Origin of the sequence: Candidatus Kryptobacter tengchongensis, from assembly GCF_001458555.1 — a bacterium.
Classification (GTDB): domain Bacteria; phylum Bacteroidota; class Ignavibacteria; order Kryptoniales; family Kryptoniaceae; genus Kryptonium; species Kryptonium tengchongense.
In genome coordinates this window covers 1-18,714 of record NZ_CZVH01000029.1, presented here as the reverse complement: position 1 = coordinate 18,714, position 18,714 = coordinate 1, and the positions used below count along the sequence as shown (strand labels likewise).

Below are 18,714 nucleotides of genomic sequence, written 5' to 3'. Positions count from 1 at the left end.
TATAAATTCGGTTCAAGATACGATGGAATCAATACTTGAACTTGCGAAAACCGAAGGTATGCTTTTTAAGTATGGATCTGGCACAGGGACGAACTTTTCAACGCTTCGTTCATCAAAGGAGAAGCTTTCAGGTGGTGGGGTTGCAAGTGGTCCTGTTTCGTTTATGCGGGGTTTTGATGCTTTTGCAGGTGTTATAAAAAGCGGTGGGAAGACAAGAAGGGCAGCAAAGATGGTTATACTCAATGTTGATCACCCTGACATAATTGATTTCATAAAGTCAAAAGCGGAGGAAGAGAAAAAAGCCCATATTTTGATAAAGGCGGGATATGATCCTGGTTTTAATGTCCCTGGTGGAGCGTATGATTCGGTTCAATTTCAAAATGCAAATCATTCTGTTAGGGTAACGGATGAGTTTATGAAGGCGGTTTTGGAAGATGGGGAGTGGCATACAAGATATGTCACGACAGGCGAGATATGCGATACTTACAAGGCGAGAGATATAATGCGAATGATAGCCGAGGCAGCGTGGCTATGTGGTGATCCGGGAATGCAGTTTGATACAACAATTAACAGTTGGCATACATGCCCGAATACAGGCAGGATAAATGCAAGCAATCCATGTTCCGAGTTTATGTTTCTTGACGATACAGCGTGCAATCTTGCATCTTTGAATTTGATGAAGTTTAGAAAAGAAGATGGAACTTTTGATGTTAAAGCGTTTTGCCATGCGGTTGATATTATGATAACCGCTCAGGAGATTATAGTTGATAATGCGGGTTATCCGACGAAGGCGATTGAGAGAAACAGTCATGATTATAGACCACTTGGACTTGGCTATGCAAATCTTGGGGCTTTGCTTATGTCGCTTGGGCTCCCATATGATAGTGAGCCTGCGCGAGCTTATGCTGCAGTGATAACTGCAATTATGACGGGTGAAGCATATAAACAGTCAGCTTTAATTGCAAAGGAAATGGGACCTTTTAGGGGGTTTGAACTTAATAGGGAACCGATGCTCGGTGTGATAAGGAAGCATATGTCTTATATTGATAAAATTGATAAAAACTTTATTCCAAAGGAATTGTATGAAACTGCGAGAAGAGTTTGGGGCGAAGCCTATGAACTTGGACAAAAGTATGGATATAGAAATTCACAGGTTACAGTTATTGCGCCAACAGGGACAATTGGTTTTATGATGGATTGCGATACAACGGGAATTGAACCTGATATCGCTCTTGTTAAGTACAAAAAACTTGTCGGTGGTGGATTTCTTAAGATTGTAAATAATACTGTACCACTTGCTTTGAAAAAGCTTGGATATGATGAAAAGCAGATAAAGGAAATAGTTGATTACATTGATAAAAACGATACGATTGAGGGAGCTCCACATTTGAGACCTGAGCATTTACCGGTATTTGATTGCGCATTTAAACCGGCGAAGGGACAGAGGTTCATTCATTATATGGGTCATGTTAAGATGATGGCAGCAGTTCAGCCGTTTATATCTGGGGCGATTTCAAAGACCGTTAATATGCCAAATGATGTAACTGTTGATGATGTTATGCAATTATATATTGATGCATGGAAGATGGGTTTGAAGGCAATAGCAATTTACCGAGATGGGAGCAAATGGACGCAACCACTTTCAACAAGTGTTGATGATAAAAAATCCGTTTCAGCTGAGGAGGAAAAGAAAGTTGAATTTAAGCCCGTGCGCCGTCGTCTCCCGGATGAAAGGAAATCAATCACACATAAATTTAGTGTCGCTGGTCATGAAGGATACATAACTGTTGGGATGTATCCTGATGGAACACCTGGTGAAATTTTTATAACGATGAGCAAAGAGGGTTCAACATTGAGTGGGTTGATGGACGCGTTTGCAACTGCAATTTCGCTTGCACTTCAATATGGAGTTCCATTGAAGGTTCTCGTTGATAAATTTAGTCACATGAGATTTGAACCAAGCGGATTTACAAATAATCCGGATATACCAATTGCAAAGTCAATTATTGATTATATTTTCAGATGGCTTGGTAAAAAGTTCTTGACCCCGGATGAGCAACCAAGCAATGTTGATTACACTGATATTTTGAATGGGATTTATTCATCGCAGGTGGAAAAGGTCGGATTAAGGAGTGAAGCGATTGAAAAGTATGAAAAACAAATTTTTGAATCACAGTCTGATGCTCCTCCCTGTCCAAGCTGTGGAACGATAATGCAAAGGGCAGGCTCTTGTTATGTCTGTCCTAATTGTGGCTCAACGAGCGGTTGCTCGTAAAATTGAATTGGGCATCCCTTCCTCGGGATGCCTTTTTTATTTTTAAATAAAAGAGGGGAAAAATCTGAAAAATGAGGAAAATGATAATTGCTGGAAACTGGAAAATGAACAAAGACATTAAAGAGACATTTGAATTTTTACTTCCTTTAAAAAACAATTTGATCGGTCAAAATTTAAGTGTTGAAGTTGTTGTTTGTCCTCCATTTACATCACTTTTTGTCGCATTTGAGATTCTGAAGGAAACGGGTATTAAACTTGGGGCGCAGAACATGTTTTATGAAGTTGAAGGAGCATTTACGGGGGAAATTTCGCCGAAGATGTTGAAATCGGTAAAATGTGAATATGTTATCCTTGGACATTCGGAGCGAAGAAGATACTTTGGTGAGACCGATGAATTCGTCAATCGGAAAGTTAAAAGGGCAATTGAATTTGACTTAAAACCCATAGTTTGTGTTGGTGAGACGCTTGAAGAAAGAGAAAGAGGCGACACATTTAAAGTCCTTGAAAAGCAAGTAAGGGGTGTTCTTGATGGTTTAACTTATGATGAGATGAGTAAAGTTGTAATTGCGTATGAACCTGTTTGGGCGATTGGAACAGGTAGGAACGCTACGCCCGAGCAGGCGCAGGAGGCACAAAAATTTATAAGGGAACTTGTTGCTGGTTTATTTAATAGGGATGTGGCACTGAATTTAACAATTCAATATGGTGGAAGCGTTACACCTGAAAATGCTTATTCACTTCTTTCACAACCAGATGTTGATGGGGCTCTTGTTGGAGGCGCAAGTTTAAAAGTTGATTCATTCTTGAAAATTATAAAGGCGGGGGAAACTGCTTTAATTGAAAAGAGAAATTAAAATTTTATTTCTTGACAGATGGTCTTATTATCAAAACAGGACAAGTTGCTTTCCTTATAACCTTTTCTGCTGTGCTACCGAATAAAAGGTGTTCAACCCCGGTGTGTCCGTGTGAACCTATGACGATAAGGTCAATGTTTTCGTTCTTTGAAAATTCAATTATCTCAACATACGGTTTACCAAGCTTTACAACGCCACGGACATTGTATTCATTTTTTAGACTATTTACAAGCTCATTAATTTTTTCTTCAGATTTTTGAAGGAGTTCGCTCTCAATTGATGGGATATTGATTTGACCCATTGTTAAATCGGTGATGAAGACAACAGGCTCAACGACATTTAAAAGTATAAGTTCGGCGTTAAATTTCCCTGCAAAAAATTTAGCATACTCAAGGGCGTGAAGTGAGTGTTCTGAAAAATCAATTGGGATTAAAATTTTTTTGATTTCGTTCATTTTTGCTTTTTTACCTTTGGATATTTTTTTCTTCAATAGTTGATCTCAATGTTTCAAGTTCGGCTTTTAATTGTGCTACTTCTTGATTTGTTCTTCTCAATCTTTCGGCGATTATTTCTGCGAGTTTCAAGACAATTTTGATTCCAAGTTTAGGGTGTCTTTCAATTATTTCAAAAAGGTCAGGTCTAAAAAAGCCAATTATATAGCAATCCGTTCGGCAAATCGCAGAAGCTGAGCGTGGTGATTCATCTATAAGAGCGATTTCACCAAAGAAATCGCCATCTTTTAAAATGGCAAGATCTTTTTTATTTCCATCAGGATCAGTGTATTGAATTAAAACTTCCCCCTCTTGAATTATATACATCCCAAGCCCAGGGTCTCCTTGATAGAAGATATATTCTCCCCTTTTGTATTCTCTTTTGTGAACGATTGAAGCAAGGAGTGATATTTCTTTTGGTTCAAGATGCGAAAAGGCAGGGACTTCTTTGAGTATATTTTCAACAGCCTCGTCCCTTTTCTTTTTCCCTTTAAATATATTCGCCCAGAAAGTATCTTTAGCTGTCATTTTCAATTGAGATTAATTTTTTTCAAAATAAAAAATTGAGCCGAAAAAAGCAATAGTTTGTAAATTCAAAAATTTTTGTTATCTTTAAATCCAAAACAAAAAGGGAGTGAATGAAGATGTTTGAGAATTTCAAGACCAAAATTGATGAGCTTGCTGAAAGGTTTGAAACTTTAAGGAGGTTTCTTTGACATAGAAGGGAAGCGTAAGCGGTTAGCTGAACTTGAGGGGAAAACCACAAGTCCTGATTTTTGGAACGATCTTCCAAAGGCGCAGAAAATTATGCAGGAGATAAGCAGAATTAAAGAATGGCTAAGTGAATGGGAAATTGCTCAGAGAATGCTTGAGGATTCAAGGGTTCTTGTTGAGCTTGCCGAGGAATCTCAGGATATTACATTTACAGGTGAATTACAAAGGGAGATAAAGAAGCTTGAGAAGAAAATTGATGAGCTTGAGCTGAAAAATCTTTTAAATGGTGAGGATGATTCAAAGAGTGCAATTTTGACGATTCATTCCGGTGCAGGTGGCACTGAAGCGCAGGACTGGGCTGAGATGCTTTTAAGGATGTATCTGAGGTGGGCGGAAAGGAATGGGTATAACGCAACTGTGGTTGATATACTTGAAGGGGATGGTGCAGGGATAAAAAGTGCTGTTGTTGAAATTGAAGGTCCATATGCTTACGGCTATCTTAAAGCAGAAAGCGGTGTTCATCGGCTTGTTAGAATCTCTCCATTTGATGCGAACAAGAGAAGGCATACATCATTTGCTTCTGTTTTTGTATATCCAGAGATCGACGAGAACGATGTGAAGATAGAGATAAATCCAGATGACCTGAAAATTGAAACATTTAGAGCTGGTGGTCACGGTGGTCAAAATGTTAATAAAGTTGAAACTGCGGTTAGAATCACACATATACCAACTGGAATTGTTGTGCAATGTCAGAGTGAGCGTTCTCAGTACCAAAATAAGGTGAGGGCTTTACGTTTGCTTCAATCAAGATTATATCAACTGCAAAAGGAGAAAGAAAGAGAAAAACTTGATGAGTTTGAAAAGCAAAAGAAAAAGATAGAATGGGGAAATCAAATTCGTTCCTATATTTTTCACCCGTATAATCTTGTTAAGGATCATAGAACTGGCTATGAGACATCAAATGTTCAAGCAGTTATGGACGGGGAGATAGATGAGTTCATAAAAGCGTATCTTTTAAACTCTGTCAGAGCAAGCTCCAACTAAATTTTCCCGCATGTGCTTATGCTTTCAAGTATGACTGGTTTTGGAAAAGCTGAGATTAAGCAAAATGGGATTTTTGTTTCGGTTGAGATGAAAAGTTTAAATTCTCGTTTTCTTGAGGTGATCACAAAGCTCCCGAAAATTCTGCAGCCAAAGGAGTTTGAAATACGGGAGTTGATACGCCAGAAAGTTTCAAGAGGGAAGATCACGGTTTCAATTGATATTGAGATTGACCCAATATATTTGATGCCTTTTAAAATTAATTTTGATTTCGTATCCCATGTTGTGAAGTTGCTCAAGGAAATAAAAAAGAAGACAAAAGTTAAAGGTGAGATAAAACTTGAACATTTGTTGATGTTTCGCGAGATATTTGAATCAAATTCTATGGATAATATCTCGGATGAGCATTGGGAGGTTGTAAAAAAAGCAATTGATGAAGCGCTGGATAAACTCGTCTTGGCAAGGAGAAAAGAGGGGATTGAAATTTCAAGAGACATTGAAAACAGAATCAATTTAATCTCAGATAATCTTGAGAAAATTTTGACGCTTTCTGAGGGAAGTTTGAAATCAAAGCAAAGTATATTGAAGCAGAGGATTGAGGAAGTTTTCAAAGATGTTGAATTTGATAAAAGTCGTCTTGAGGCGGAGCTTGTCTGGCTTGCGAATAAAATTGATGTGACGGAGGAGTGTGTTAGATTGAAAAGTCATATAAAATTTTTCATTGAGACATTAAAAGGTGATGATGTTGCAGTTGGGCGGAGATTAAATTTTTTGCTTCAGGAGATGCTCCGTGAGGCTACAACGATAGGTGCTAAAATTGAAGATGCTCAAATAACCTATCTTGTTGTTGCTATTAAGGAAGAAATTGAAAAAATCAGAGAGCAATTACAAAATGTTGAATAAAATTTAAACTTTGGTGAAATGGTGAGAGGAAGATTAATAGTTGTTTCAGCTCCAAGTGGTTCGGGAAAGACAACGATTGCCAAGAAGATAATTGAAAAATTTCCGTTTGTAAAGTTTTCAGTTTCAGCAACTACAAGACCAAAAAGAGATGGTGAAGTTGATGGGAGGGATTATTTTTTCGTTACGAGGGAGGAATTTGAGAAAAAAATTCAGAATGGAGAACTGCTTGAATGGGAGGAGATTTACGGGAATTATTATGGGACATTGAAAAGCGTGGTTGAAGACGCATTAAAAAACGGTGATGTTTTACTTTTTGATGTTGATGTGAACGGCGCAATTTCCATAAAGAGAAAATTCCCTGATGATTCTGTTTTAATTTTCATTAAACCACCAAATATGGAAACTCTAAAGGAGAGGTTGAGGCGAAGGAGGACGGAATCGGAAGAGCAGTTAAAAAAACGGCTTGAGCGAGTCCCGATGGAACTTGAAAAAGCGATATATTTTGATTATATTTTTGTCAATGATAAACTTGAGGATACGGTTAAATCCGTTGAAAGAGCGATTTTCAATGAAATTGAAAAATGGAAAGCAATTCAAAAGCATGAATATTAAAAACAAAAAGCAAGATAAACTTTAAAATGGGGATCAAACCACTTGATTTAAAGAAGATTCAGGAGATTGCTGGAAACACTTATGAGGCAATCGTTATAATGGCGAAGAGAGCAAGGCAGATAAATGATGAGAGAAAAATTATGTTCAACAAACGGCTTGAGGAGATGAGAGCACTTAAAGCACAACAGCAGGCAAGTTCAGAAGAGGAGACCCCTAAAATTGTTGATGACGAGCGAGTTTTGAAAGCGCCACCAGAGCAGGTTAAAATCGCTGAGGAATTTGATAGATTGCCGAAGCCAACGGATGTTGCGATAGAAGAATATCTTGAGGGGAAACTTACTTGGAACTACGAGAAGCAGAAACAAACAAAAATAAAACAAGAGTAGTATTAGTTGGAACTACGAGAAGAGACGATAGATTTTAGGCGATGTTCAAAGTTGAAAGGCTAAACTCAGGGAAACCGATACTTGAAAAAGTTGAAGGTAACCCGTGGGAAAGTAGGGTTGTTTTCAACCCGGCCTGTGTTCTTATTGAGGATAAAGAGGAAATCGGCAGAATAATTGAGTCAATAAAGCCAGATAAAGAGACTTTAAGCGAGCTTCAAAAATATAATTCCCTTTGTTTTCTAATTTACAGGGCTCAAGGGAAGGCGTCGGTTGAATATGATTACAGGCGTTCTTCCCTTGGGCTTGCTATTTTTACACCTGATTTAAAACTTATCAAAAGATTTCCCCATCCGATTCTTAGACCAGAAGAAGAATTTGAAAACCTTGGGGTTGAAGATCCAAGAGTCATAAAAGTTGGAGATAGATACTTCATGTTTTATACTGGTTATCAAAGCGGGAAGGAGAAAAACAAAATCAATATATGCATAGCGGAGACGAAGGACTTTTTGCATTGGGTAAAGCACGGGGTTTTGAGGGGTGAGCTTAACAAAGTTGACAATAAAAACGCTGTTCTTTTCCCGGAAAAGATAAATGGGAAATTTGTTTTGCTTCATCGCCCTATGGAAGGTGAAAATGCGATGGTGATTCATTATGCCACGGCTGATGATCTACTTGGTGAATGGAGGGATGAAGGGGTTTTGATTGATGTGATTTTAAATCAAGAATTTGAAAGAACATGGAATGGCGCGGGCGCCCCACCATTAAAGATTGAATCGGGGAAATATCTCTTGATTTATCACATTGGAAATCTGAGAAGAAACAGTGAGAGAGAGTATGACCTCGGGTTGGCAATTGTAGAAGAGGATGAGAAAAATTATGTAAAGTTTGTGAAAAGATTTGAACCATTTATGCGTCCTGAGACAAAATTTGAAAAAACTGGCGACATAGAACTTGGAGTGAACAATGTGTTGTTTATATGTGGGGCGTATTTCTATGATAGGTATCTTTATTTTCCTTATGCTGGGGCTGATAGCGTAATTCTTGGTGGAAGAGTTTTGAAGGATGAAATTTTGAGATGGGCGTTGTCATAGATTTTTTTTAAAACAAAATTAAGTGAAAGTAAAATGTCAGGAATAACCTTACTTGAAAAAATCAGAGAAAAAGCAAAACAACTTAAAAAGCACATCGTCCTTCCAGATGCATTGGATGAGAGAACTTTAAAAGCTGGAAGGATAATTGTTGATGAAAAAATTGCTAATGTCACATTAATAGGTGATGATGAGAAAATTTATTCACTTGCTGAAAAAATTGGAGTTGATTTATCAGGGATAAGGGTATTGAATCCTTTGAAATCAGAGAAGATGAGTGATTTTGTGCACATATTTTATAACTTGAGAAAGCATAAGGGTATAAGTTTTGAAGAGGCGAAGGAGACGATGAAGAATCCACTTTTCTTCGGAGCGATGATGGTAAGAGAAGGGTTTGCGGATGGAAGCGTTGCTGGTTCAATTTCAACAACTGCGGATGTTTTGAGGGCTGGGATTCAAGTGGTTGGTTTGATGGATGGGATTTCAATTGTTTCAAGTTTCTTTTTGATTGTTTTTCCAAACAAGGTTTATTCTTTTGCTGATTGTGCTGTTGTTCCAAATCCAACTGCGGAACAACTTGCGGATATTGCCATTTCAACTGCGATAAATCATAAAAAGTTAACTGGAGAAGAGCCTATTGTTGCGATGCTTTCTTTCTCAACGAAGGGAAGCGCAAAGCATGAGATGGTTGATAAAGTTGTTCAAGCTACGCAAATTGCGAGGCAGAAAATGCCAGAATTGATAATTGATGGTGAGCTTCAACTTGATGCAGCTATTGTCCCAGAGGTAGCGAAAAGGAAAGCTCCTAACAGCCCCGTTCAAGGTAATGCGAATGTGTTAATTTTCCCAAATCTTGATGCTGGAAACATTGGATATAAAATGGCTCAAAGAATGGCTGGAGCTGAGGCGCTTGGTCCGATAGTTCAGGGATTGAAAAAACCATGCTTTGATCTCTCAAGGGGTTGCAGTGTTGAGGATATAGTTAATGTTGTGGCTATAAATTGCGTTATGGGTTGATGTTGTTTATTGCGGTTATTTGCAAAAAAAGTTCTTGATTTATATATTTTAATTGCGATGCCGAAGTGGCGGAACTGGAAGACGCGCGGGACTCAAAATCCCGTGGGGCTCTAAACCCCGTGTGGGTTCGACTCCCACCTTCGGCACTTCCCCTTTTAATTATTTATTCTTTGATTTTGCGTGGGAGAAAAGTTGATCCTTGAGAAAGGTGTGAGCATTTTATGTTCTATGATATAAATCATGCTCAGTTTCGGCGAAGCGATCACTTCGGGAAAGGCTTTGAGCTTCAACAACTTTAAAGCGTTCATCAATAATGTTGGACAGAGCAAATACATAAAAAATATGATTTAAATTTGGCATGGAAACGCTTTATATAATTCCAATCCTTCTTTTCAGTGTTGTTGTTCACGAGGTTATGCATGGTTATGTTGCCCTTAAGTGTGGTGATCCAACTGCAAAGTATGCTGGAAGGTTAACATTGAATCCAATTCCGCATATTGATCTTTTTGGTTCAATACTTGTCCCTTTATTTTCTCTTCTTGTGGCTGGGCGTGTTTTCATAGCGTGGGCAAAGCCAGTGCCCGTAAATCCCATTAATTTTAGGAATTATAAAAGGGATTCTATTCTTGTTTCTGGTGTTGGACCACTTTCAAATTTTTTTCTTGCTTTTTGCTGTGCTTTCGCTGTGATAGTGCTTTTAAATCTTGAATCTCTCTTCAATTCGTTTAATTCAGAGCTTGTTAAGTTTGCTTATGAATTTCTTGTTAAGATGTTTTATGGTGGGATTTATCTTAACATAATTTTGGGGGTTTTTAATCTCATACCAGTGCCCCCGCTTGATGGGTCTCATATTCTTGCATCAATTTTGCCAGAGCGAATAGGTGAAAGTTACAGACAGATTGGTTTCTTTGGGATTTTTATTGTGATATTTTTGATGCGTGTTCCTATATTTTCACATATTTTCTTCAGTATAGTTCAGGCGATAGCAGCTCCAATTGAGTTTTTAATAAATGTTTTTGTTTAACCTACAAGGACACCAGCGATTGTTGCTGTCATAAGGTTTGCCAATGTTCCGCCAAGAACAGCTCTTAATCCAAGCCGTGCTAAATCAGGTCTTCTATTTGGGGCCATTGGGCTTATCCCGCCGATTTGAATTGCGATTGATGAAAAGTTAGCAAATCCGCAAAGGGCAAAGGTTGTCATCGTTATAGTTTTTTCAAGGACAATTTTATTTTGTGCGATTAATTCGGAAAATTTCAGGTAGGCAACGAATTCATTTATAACTATTTTGGTTCCAAGCAGACTTCCAAAGTTCAGGGCATCACTCCAGGGGATTCCAATTGCAACTCCTAAATATTGAAGCACAAGTCCGAAGATAAGTTCAAGTTTTAGAGGTGATCCAAATTTTTTTATGAGGAATTCGTTAAGTCCTCCTATAGTTCCGATTTTTTCAAGTCCCCAGTTTGTCATTGCTATTAGAGCGATAAAAGCTATTAACATTGCGCCGACATTTAAAGCAAGGTGTAAGCCGTTTGAGGCGCCCTCAGCTGCTGCTTCTATGAGGTTTTTAGCTGTTTTTTCAACTTTGACTTTAACTGTTCCTTTTGTTACTGGTTCTTCGGTCTCTGGCCACATGATTTTAGCCATTACAAGTGCAGCGGGTGCAGCCATTACACTTGCGCCAAGAAGCTGTTCAGCGAATTTTACTTGTGCGGTCATTATATCAAGTCCATGTGATTGTGCAAATGAATATCCGAGCATCTGAACATAAGCAGCCATAACCCCACCAGCTATAGTTGCCATTCCACCAACCATAACAGCGAGAAGTTCTGACATTGTCATCATTGCAATAAATGGTCTTACCATAAGTGGTGCTTCGGTTTGACCGACGAATATATTTGCTGTGCAGGATAGGCTTTCTGCTCCGCTTGTTCCCATGAGGCGAAGCATAATCCAGGCCATTGCTTGGACAACTCTTTGCATGATCCCAAGAAAGTAAAGGACAGACATCAAAGATGAGAAAAATATAATTGTCGGCAAAACTTGAAATGCAAAGAAGAAACCGAGTGAATTATTTTGTCCGGGGCTAATTGCAAGATCACCGAAGACGAATTTTGCTCCTTCAATTGTAAATCCAAGTATAATGACAAATGCCTTACTTATCCATTCAAATAAAGTTTTAGGCCAGCCAAGTGGTGACCATAGATTTGCAAGCTCACGTCCTTTCAAAATAAAAATTGCAAAGATGATTTGAATTAGAAGCCCTGAAATTACAAGTCGCCAATTGACCCTTTTTTTGTTGTTTGAAACGAGGAAAGCAATTCCAACTATAACTGCCATCCCCAGTAGTCCGTTCAGGAAGGAGGTTAATTTCATCAGTTAATTTCTCCATTTTTTATTTTACTCTTCTGGAGGTTCAAAACACCTTCTACATCTTGCTTCGTAGATGTCCGAAGCTCCAACGACAATTCTTTCACCTGCTTTTATTTTTCGTTGGGTTTTGCTTGCTGGATTTCCACATACGACACAGATCGCGTGTGTTTTTGTTATATATTCAGCTATTGCTAGAAGTTGTGGCATTGGTTCAAATGGTTTTCCACGGTAATCTTGATCAAGTCCTGCGACAATTACTCTTTTGCCATCGTTGGCAAGTTTTTCGCATACATCAACAAGGTCCATATCAAAAAATTGTGCTTCGTCAATTCCTACAACTTGTGCATCTTTTGCAAGCTCAAGGATTTGTTGTGCATTGTCAACAACGATTGAAGGAATGGAGATATCACTATGTGAGACGATTCTGTCGGTGCTATATCTTGTGTCAATTCTTGGCTTGAAGACGGCAACTTTTAGCTTTGCTATTTGAGCTCTTCTTATTCTTCTTATCAATTCTTCTGTTTTTCCGCTGAACATGCTTCCGGCAATAACCTCAATCCAGCCGGTCCCGCGTGTTCCCTGCGGGATTTTTTCAAATTCCGTTATATCCATGGTTATTTCTTTTTCTTTCTTTTTAAGTCTTTTGAACCAAATGGAAATGGGAGAAGCTCACTAAGCCTTAAAACTTTTGCCTCGCCTTTTGAATTTGCCAGTATGACTTCAAGTTCACCGCCAGCTAAATCCATTAAAACTTGCCTACAAGCGCCACATGGAGAAATGTAATTTTTTGAATCTGAGACAACAGCGATTGATTTAAATTTCTTTTTCCCCATAGAATAAGCTTTAAAAATTGCAACTCTTTCAGCGCAAATTGTCAGGGAGTAGGAGCTGTTTTCAATGTTGCATCCTGTGAAAACTTCCCCATCGTTGGTGAGGATTGCAGCTCCAACTTTGAATTTTGAATATGGAGCGTAAGCGAGTTTTTTTGCTTCAATGGCAAGTTTGATCAGTTCATCATGTTTCATTAAGATTTTCGCATTAATTTTGAATGCAAGTAAAAATATATTTAAAGTTGTGGATAAAATCAATTAAAACTGGAGCTATGGAACGGTTCCCAATGGTCTCGTTCCCTGCGAAATCTTCATAATGCCGAAACTTTTTAGTATATTTGTAAAGAGTGAAAACCAAAAAATTTAAAGCTTAACCATGAACATTGGAATTCCAAAAGAAAGCAGCGACACACAAAAAATTCTTGAAAGAAGGGTAGCACTTACGCCGGCGGGAGTTAAGGTCCTTGTGGAGCGAGGTCACGAAGTTTATGTTGAATCTTCAGCTGGTGAGTATAGTGGTTTTAGCGATGTGGAGTATGAAAAAATGGGTGCTAAAATTGTTTTTTCACGAGAAGAAATTTATAAAAGGGCGAAAATGGTTGTAAAAGTTGCAAGACCTGGCGAGGAAGACTATGATTACTTATGCGATGATCATCTTTTATTTGGTTTTTTACATCTTGCTGTTGCACCAAGAAAGTTTATTGAGATTTTACTTGAGAGGAGGGTAACAGCAATAGGTTATGAGATAATTGAGATGCCGGATGGACGCCTGCCAATACTTCAAGCGATGAGCGAAATTGCTGGACAGATGGCAATAGTTGTTGCAGCAAGATATCTTCAAAATGAGGACGGCGGGCGTGGGATAATTCTTGGTGGAATTCCAGGGGTTCCACCAGCGACTGTTGTTATACTTGGTGCTGGCGTTGTTGGGCAAAATGCCATAAGAGCTGCTCTTGGGCTTGGGGCGCATGTAATGGTCCTTGACAAAGATATTGACAAATTAAGGGAGGTGGAAAAGTTATTTGGTAAAAGGGTTGAAACTGCAATTGCAAATGTTTATAATATTGAAAAGGCAGTTCAATTTGCTGATGTTTTAATCGGGGCAGTTTTAATTCACGGTGCCTTAACTCCAAAACTTGTCACAGAGGAAATGGTCAAAAAGATGAAGCCAGGATCCGTTATAATTGATGTTTCAATTGACCAAGGTGGTTGCGTTGAGACGAGCAGACCAACCACAATTGCAAATCCTGTTTTCGTGAAGCATGGTGTTATTCATTATTGTGTTCCCAACATGGCTTCAAATGTTGCCAGGACAGCAGCTCATGCTCTTACAAATGTAAGTTTGCCCTACATACTTGAAATTGCTGATAAGGGACTTTCACAAACAGTGAAAGAAAACCCATCGTTTAGCAAAGGGATTTACACCCATGCAGGTTATTGCACAAATAAAAACATTGCTGAAATTTTTAACCTTGAATATAAAAAAATTGAAGAACTAATATGAGCTGGACAAAGCACTTCAAAGAGAGAACAGTAACAGCCGAAGAAGCTGTAAAAGTAATAAAATCTGGCGATAGGGTCTGGGTTCATCCCGGGTGCGCCACGCCAGAACCTTTAATAAAAGCACTTGTTCAAAGAAAAGACGAGCTTGAAAATGTTGAGATAGCACATATCTTAACATTTGGTGAAGCCCCATATGTGAAACCGGAAATGCAGGGGCATTTTAAACATCGCGCTTTCTTTACAGGCGCAAATGTAAGGGATGCCGTTAATGATGGCAGAGCTGAATTTGTCCCGATCTTCCTATCTGAAATCCCAAAGTTGTTTTACAGCGGCGAATATAAAATTGATGTTGCATTAATCACAGTTTCCCCACCCGATGAATATGGCTTTTGTAGTTTTGGTGTTGGCGTTGAATGCACGAAGGCAGCAGCTGAAACAGCTAAAATTGTAATTGCCGAAGTGAATTCCAATATGCCAAGAGCTCTTGGCAATAGCTTCATCCATGTTAGTAAAATTCATTACTTTGTTGAATCAAACCGACCCTTATTTGAACTTCCAAAAGATGAAATAACAGACCTTCACAGGAGAATAGCCAGCTATATTGCTGAATTAATTGAAGATGGTTCAACTTTGCAGATGGGGATAGGTGGAATTCCTGATGCTGTTTTGCTTTTTATGAAAGATAAAAGAGACCTCGGAATTCATACGGAGATGTTCAGCGATGGTTTATTACCCCTTATAGAGTCTGGCGTTGTGAACAATGAAAGAAAAACTTTGCATCGGGGTAAGGTCATAGCAAGTTTTGTGCTTGGAACGAAAAAGTTATTTGATTTCATTGATAACAATCCACTTTTTGAATTTCATCCATCTGATTATGTTAATGATCCATTTATAATAAGCCAGAATGAGAAAATGGTTGCGATAAATTCGGCGTTGCAGATTGACTTAACTGGGCAAGTGTGTTCTGATTCAATAGGTCATAAAATTTACAGTGGCATAGGTGGACAGGTTGATTTCATCCGCGGAGCTGCGCGTTCAAAGGGTGGAAAGCCAATTATAGCTTTGCCATCAACCGCAAAGGACGGAACTATCTCAAGGATCGTCCCAGTTTTGACTGAAGGAGCCGGTGTTGTTACATCAAGAGGAGATGTTCATTATGTTGTAACTGAATACGGCATTGCTTATCTTCATGGCAAAAGCATAAGGGAGAGGGCAAAGGCATTAATTGAAATAGCTCATCCCGATTTCAGAGATTGGTTAAAGTTTGAAGCGAAGAAAAGATGTTATTTGTAAGGTTTAAAAACAAAATCATTAACAGGTCATGTATTCATTGAGGGAGCAAGATCCTGAAGTTTACAGTGCAATCGCTGGCGAAGTTGAAAGACAAAATTATACCCTTGAGCTTATCGCAAGCGAAAATTTTGTCTCAAGAGCTGTTCTTGAGGCGATGGGTTCAGTAATGACAAATAAATACGCCGAGGGTTATCCTGGCAAAAGATATTATGGTGGATGTGAATTTGTGGATATCGCTGAAAATCTTGCGCGTGAGAGAGCAAAAAAATTATTTAATTGCGAATATGCAAATGTTCAACCGCATTCCGGAAGCCAGGCGAATATGGCTGCATATTTTACATTCCTTCAACCAGGTGATACTATTATGGGCTTGAATCTTGCTCATGGTGGACATTTAACACATGGAGCTCCTGTTAATTTCTCGGGCAAACTTTATCGTGCGGTCTTCTATGGTGTGTCAAAGGAAACTGGTATGATAGATATGAATGAGGTTGAAGATATAGCAAAGCGTGAAAAACCAAAAATGATAATTGTTGGAGCAAGTGCTTACCCAAGAGATTACGATTATAAAGCTTTTAGGGAAATTGCAGATAAAGTTGGGGCTTATCTTATGGCTGATATAGCTCATCCAGCGGGATTGATAGCGTCGGGTCTATTGAACAATCCATTGCCATATTGTGATATTGTCACATCAACAACCCACAAGACTTTAAGGGGACCACGTGGTGGTTTAATTTTGATGTATAAAGATAAAGAAAACCCGTTCGGGATAAAAACTCCAAAGGGGGATCGTTTTCGCATGATGTCGGAAATTATTGACGGCATTGTCATGCCAGGGATTCAAGGTGGTCCGCTTATGCATGTAATTGCAGCGAAAGCAGTTGCATTTGGTGAGGCGTTGAAACCAGAATTCAAAGAATATTCAGCACAGGTTATAAAGAATGCAAAAGCACTTGCAAATAGTTTAATTAAACTTGGATATAATCTTGTTTCCGGCGGGACGGATAATCATCTTGTTTTAATTGACCTGCGAAATAAAGGTGTCACTGGGAGAGATGCGGAGAGAGCGCTTGAACGGGCAGGGATAACGGTGAATAAAAACATGGTCCCATTTGATGATAAAAGCCCACTTGTAACAAGTGGAATTCGCCTTGGGACGCCAGCATTGACAACTCGTGGAATGAAAGAGAAAGAAATGGAATACATAGCTGAACTTATTGATAGAGTTATTTCAAATATCGGAAAGGAAGAGGTTTATAAGGAAGTTAAAGAGCAAGTAAGGGAACTTTGCGAGAGGTTTCCGCTTTATGATTTTGTATCTTTAAGCAGTGTAAGCATCAAATAGGTAAATCGCATGAGTTTAAAAGTTCTGCTTGATGTTGAAATCACATCGCATAGGAAAAGAATTGAGTATGTTTTAAAAAATTTTTCGCTTCTTTATAAAGTTGATTTGAATTTTGTCAATTCGTATGAAGAGGTTTCAGGAGAGGAACTTTTTATTTTTTATGGGGAAGACTTTAAGGATGAGGGGAAGGGAATTTTCATAAGGAAAAGTGAACTGGCTATTGAACTATTTGAGGGAAGAAAAGCTTATGACGAGGTTTTAGATGTTGCAACCGTTCATTTTGTTAATTTAGTTGCGCCGATGATCCCGGATGAATTTGGTAATTTCGCCTTGCCTGTTTTTTTTAAAACTGGCGAACCAGTTTTTGAAATTGAAAACAACAAAATAAACTTTGATATTCTTTCGTGTGCTTTTTATTTCCTTTCATCTTGGGATGAAAGGGTGAAGGATAAAAAAGACGAAATCGGAAGATTTCCAGATGATGAAAACTTACTTGTCAAACTCGGTGTTTCTAATTTCCCCATCGTTAATTTTTATTTTCATGTCTTGAAGTTTTTTATTGAGAAAAATGGGTTTAAAGTTGATAATAGAAAGTGGAATGGGAAAACTTTTTCTGTTTGTCTGACGCATGATGTTGATGTCTTGAGGAAGTGGTCTGCGTTCGGAGTTTATAACGAGGTGATGAACAAGTTCATAATGGGTCGTGAAGATATACAGGCAAGGAGGGAAAGGTTTGCAAAGTTTATTTATTTCTTTGCAAAGGGAGAAGACCCGTATCGTGTTGGGATGAAAAAACTTATTGAGTTTGAGAAATCTCAAGGTGTCAAATCAACATTTTTCTTGAAATCGGGACGGACATCAAAATATGATGCACGGTATAAATGGGATAAATTTTTTCTTGATTTTGTGGATGAGCTAAAAAGATCTGGATTTGAAATCGCACTTCACCCAAGTTTTGAAACCTTTAATAGTTTTGAGTTGATGAAGGAAGAAAAACTTAAACTTGAAAATTTTATTAACCTTAAGGTTAATGGTGTGAGACAGCATTATTTAAGGTATGATTTTAAAATCACTCCATCAATACATGACGGGCTTAATTTTAAGTATGATTCAACACTTGGGTTTAATTTAAGGCAGGGTTTTAGATGTGGCTATGCTTTTCCGTATAAAATTTATGATGTTGAGAAAAATGTTGAACTTGAGGTTTATGAGATTCCGCTTGTTTTTATGGATGCAGTTTATCAGTATGGTAGAAGTTCAAAGGGGATTGAAGAGATTTTGGTAGAAGTTGTAAATCTTGCAAAGGTCGTGAAAAGTTTTGGAGGTGTGTTTACGGTTTTGTTTCATAACTTTGTGTATGATGAATTTGATTTTAAAGGATGGGACTTTATTTATGAGGAGTTTTTAAAATTTGCCATAAATTCGGATGCGTTTGTTGGAAGTTGCAGTGAAATTTTGGATTTATTTGAAAGTGAATGGATAAGTTAAGGTGGTTTATTTTTGGCTCAGCATACAGACATTAATAGCCAGTTTAACGCATATAATTGCCAAGGCGGTTGTTAAGGCGATTCCACCCTTTACGCTTACCTTTTTGAGGGCTGGTATTGCTGGTTTTGTTTTCGGTTTAATAATTTATTTTTCAAAATATGGGAAAATAAGGGTTGAAAACTCGGATAGGGTAAAATTTTTTATTCTTGGGATTCTTTCAGTGCCCTTGAATCAATTTGCTTTCATTTTGGGGATAAAATATACAACTCCTGCGAATGCTTCGTTGATTTATGCTATGACGCCGATTTTCGCTTTAATTTTTTCTGCTTTGTTTTTAAAGGAGAAGGTGAATTTTTATAAGGTTTTAGGTGTTATCCTAAGTTTTGTGGGCGTTGGAATTGTTTTCGCCGAGCATGGTTTAAGTTTAAATATGGAGTATTTGAAGGGGAATGTTATTATAATGTTTGGGGCGATGTTTTGGGCTCTTTATTCAATACTTGG

Annotated in this window: 19 protein-coding genes and 1 tRNA gene; 15 read left to right on the top strand and 5 right to left on the bottom strand. The window is 38.2% G+C overall.

What is annotated here, in order from left to right; genetic code table 11:
• On the top strand, positions 1-2,275 hold a 2,275-nt coding region (locus tag AT685_RS02700; RefSeq protein ID WP_081040551.1), incomplete at its 5' end, for a vitamin B12-dependent ribonucleotide reductase.
• A 71-nt stretch (positions 2,276-2,346) separates the two neighbouring features.
• Complete coding sequence (tpiA, locus tag AT685_RS02695; protein ID WP_072151444.1) at positions 2,347-3,129, top strand: triose-phosphate isomerase; 783 nt, start codon at positions 2,347-2,349, stop codon at positions 3,127-3,129.
• Between the two features lie 4 nt (positions 3,130-3,133).
• Here the strand turns inward: tpiA and AT685_RS02690 are convergent, their stop codons facing one another.
• Entirely contained in the window at positions 3,134-3,583 is a 450-nt protein-coding gene (locus AT685_RS02690) for a universal stress protein (protein ID WP_072151448.1), read from the bottom strand.
• A 10-nt stretch (positions 3,584-3,593) separates the two neighbouring features.
• Entirely contained in the window at positions 3,594-4,148 is a 555-nt protein-coding gene (locus AT685_RS02685) for a Crp/Fnr family transcriptional regulator (protein WP_081040550.1), read from the bottom strand.
• A 116-nt stretch (positions 4,149-4,264) separates the two neighbouring features.
• Between AT685_RS02685 and prfB the strand changes: the two genes are divergently transcribed.
• From prfB to AT685_RS02645, 8 genes are all read left to right on the top strand, one after another.
• Positions 4,265-5,378 (top strand): peptide chain release factor 2 gene (gene prfB / locus AT685_RS02680; RefSeq protein WP_234696220.1). Its coding sequence is split into 2 segments (ribosomal slippage): positions 4,265-4,333 and positions 4,335-5,378, totalling 1,113 coding nucleotides; the frame shifts between segments, so codons are not numbered across the junction.
• Between the two features lie 18 nt (positions 5,379-5,396).
• The gene (locus tag AT685_RS02675) at positions 5,397-6,278 is read left to right on the top strand and encodes a YicC/YloC family endoribonuclease (RefSeq protein ID WP_072151443.1); all 882 of its coding nucleotides are present in this window, start codon (positions 5,397-5,399) and stop codon (positions 6,276-6,278) included.
• 18 nt (positions 6,279-6,296) lie between these two features.
• A complete protein-coding gene (gene gmk / locus AT685_RS02670; protein ID WP_072151442.1) occupies positions 6,297-6,890 on the top strand; it encodes a guanylate kinase in 594 nt (197 codons plus the stop codon).
• A gap of 26 nt (positions 6,891-6,916) precedes the next feature.
• Entirely contained in the window at positions 6,917-7,276 is a 360-nt protein-coding gene (locus AT685_RS02665; RefSeq protein WP_072151441.1) for a DNA-directed RNA polymerase subunit omega, read from the top strand.
• A 41-nt stretch (positions 7,277-7,317) separates the two neighbouring features.
• Complete coding sequence (locus tag AT685_RS02660) at positions 7,318-8,367, top strand: glycoside hydrolase family 130 protein (RefSeq protein ID WP_072151440.1); 1,050 nt, start codon at positions 7,318-7,320, stop codon at positions 8,365-8,367.
• A 42-nt stretch (positions 8,368-8,409) separates the two neighbouring features.
• Positions 8,410-9,381, top strand: a complete 972-nt coding sequence (gene pta, locus AT685_RS02655) for a phosphate acetyltransferase (protein WP_072151446.1) — start codon at positions 8,410-8,412, stop codon at positions 9,379-9,381.
• A 59-nt stretch (positions 9,382-9,440) separates the two neighbouring features.
• Positions 9,441-9,527: transfer RNA gene (locus AT685_RS02650), tRNA-Leu, on the top strand.
• 212 nt (positions 9,528-9,739) lie between these two features.
• Positions 9,740-10,405, top strand: coding sequence for a site-2 protease family protein (locus tag AT685_RS02645; RefSeq protein WP_072151439.1), 666 nt, complete (start codon positions 9,740-9,742; stop codon positions 10,403-10,405).
• Here the strand turns inward: AT685_RS02645 and AT685_RS02640 are convergent.
• The 3 genes from AT685_RS02640 to cdd are packed head-to-tail and all read right to left on the bottom strand — an operon-like array spanning position 10,402 to position 12,779.
• Positions 10,402-11,757, bottom strand: coding sequence for a NupC/NupG family nucleoside CNT transporter (locus AT685_RS02640; protein ID WP_072151438.1), 1,356 nt, complete (start codon positions 11,755-11,757; stop codon positions 10,402-10,404). The two genes, AT685_RS02645 and AT685_RS02640, sit on opposite strands and share 4 nt — an antisense overlap.
• Positions 11,758-11,781: 24 nt before the next feature.
• Positions 11,782-12,366, bottom strand: coding sequence for a thymidine kinase (locus tag AT685_RS02635; protein WP_072151437.1), 585 nt, complete (start codon positions 12,364-12,366; stop codon positions 11,782-11,784).
• Positions 12,367-12,368: 2 nt separating this feature from the next.
• Entirely contained in the window at positions 12,369-12,779 is a 411-nt protein-coding gene (cdd, locus tag AT685_RS02630) for a cytidine deaminase (protein WP_072151436.1), read from the bottom strand.
• A 181-nt stretch (positions 12,780-12,960) separates the two neighbouring features.
• On the opposite strand from cdd, the gene ald reads away from it, so the two are divergent.
• The 5 genes from ald to AT685_RS02605 form a co-directional block, all read left to right on the top strand.
• Entirely contained in the window at positions 12,961-14,088 is a 1,128-nt protein-coding gene (gene ald / locus AT685_RS02625) for an alanine dehydrogenase (protein WP_072151435.1), read from the top strand.
• The gene (locus AT685_RS02620; RefSeq protein WP_072151434.1) at positions 14,085-15,380 is read left to right on the top strand and encodes an acetyl-CoA hydrolase/transferase family protein; all 1,296 of its coding nucleotides are present in this window, start codon (positions 14,085-14,087) and stop codon (positions 15,378-15,380) included. The genes ald and AT685_RS02620 overlap by 4 nt, the downstream gene beginning before the upstream one ends.
• A gap of 28 nt (positions 15,381-15,408) precedes the next feature.
• A complete protein-coding gene (gene glyA, locus AT685_RS02615; RefSeq protein WP_072151433.1) occupies positions 15,409-16,725 on the top strand; it encodes a serine hydroxymethyltransferase in 1,317 nt (438 codons plus the stop codon).
• A gap of 9 nt (positions 16,726-16,734) precedes the next feature.
• Complete coding sequence (locus AT685_RS02610; RefSeq protein ID WP_072151432.1) at positions 16,735-18,213, top strand: polysaccharide deacetylase family protein; 1,479 nt, start codon at positions 16,735-16,737, stop codon at positions 18,211-18,213.
• A gap of 1 nt (position 18,214) precedes the next feature.
• Positions 18,215-18,714, top strand: a 500-nt coding sequence (locus AT685_RS02605; RefSeq protein WP_143713088.1) for a DMT family transporter, incomplete at its 3' end; no start/stop codon positions are given.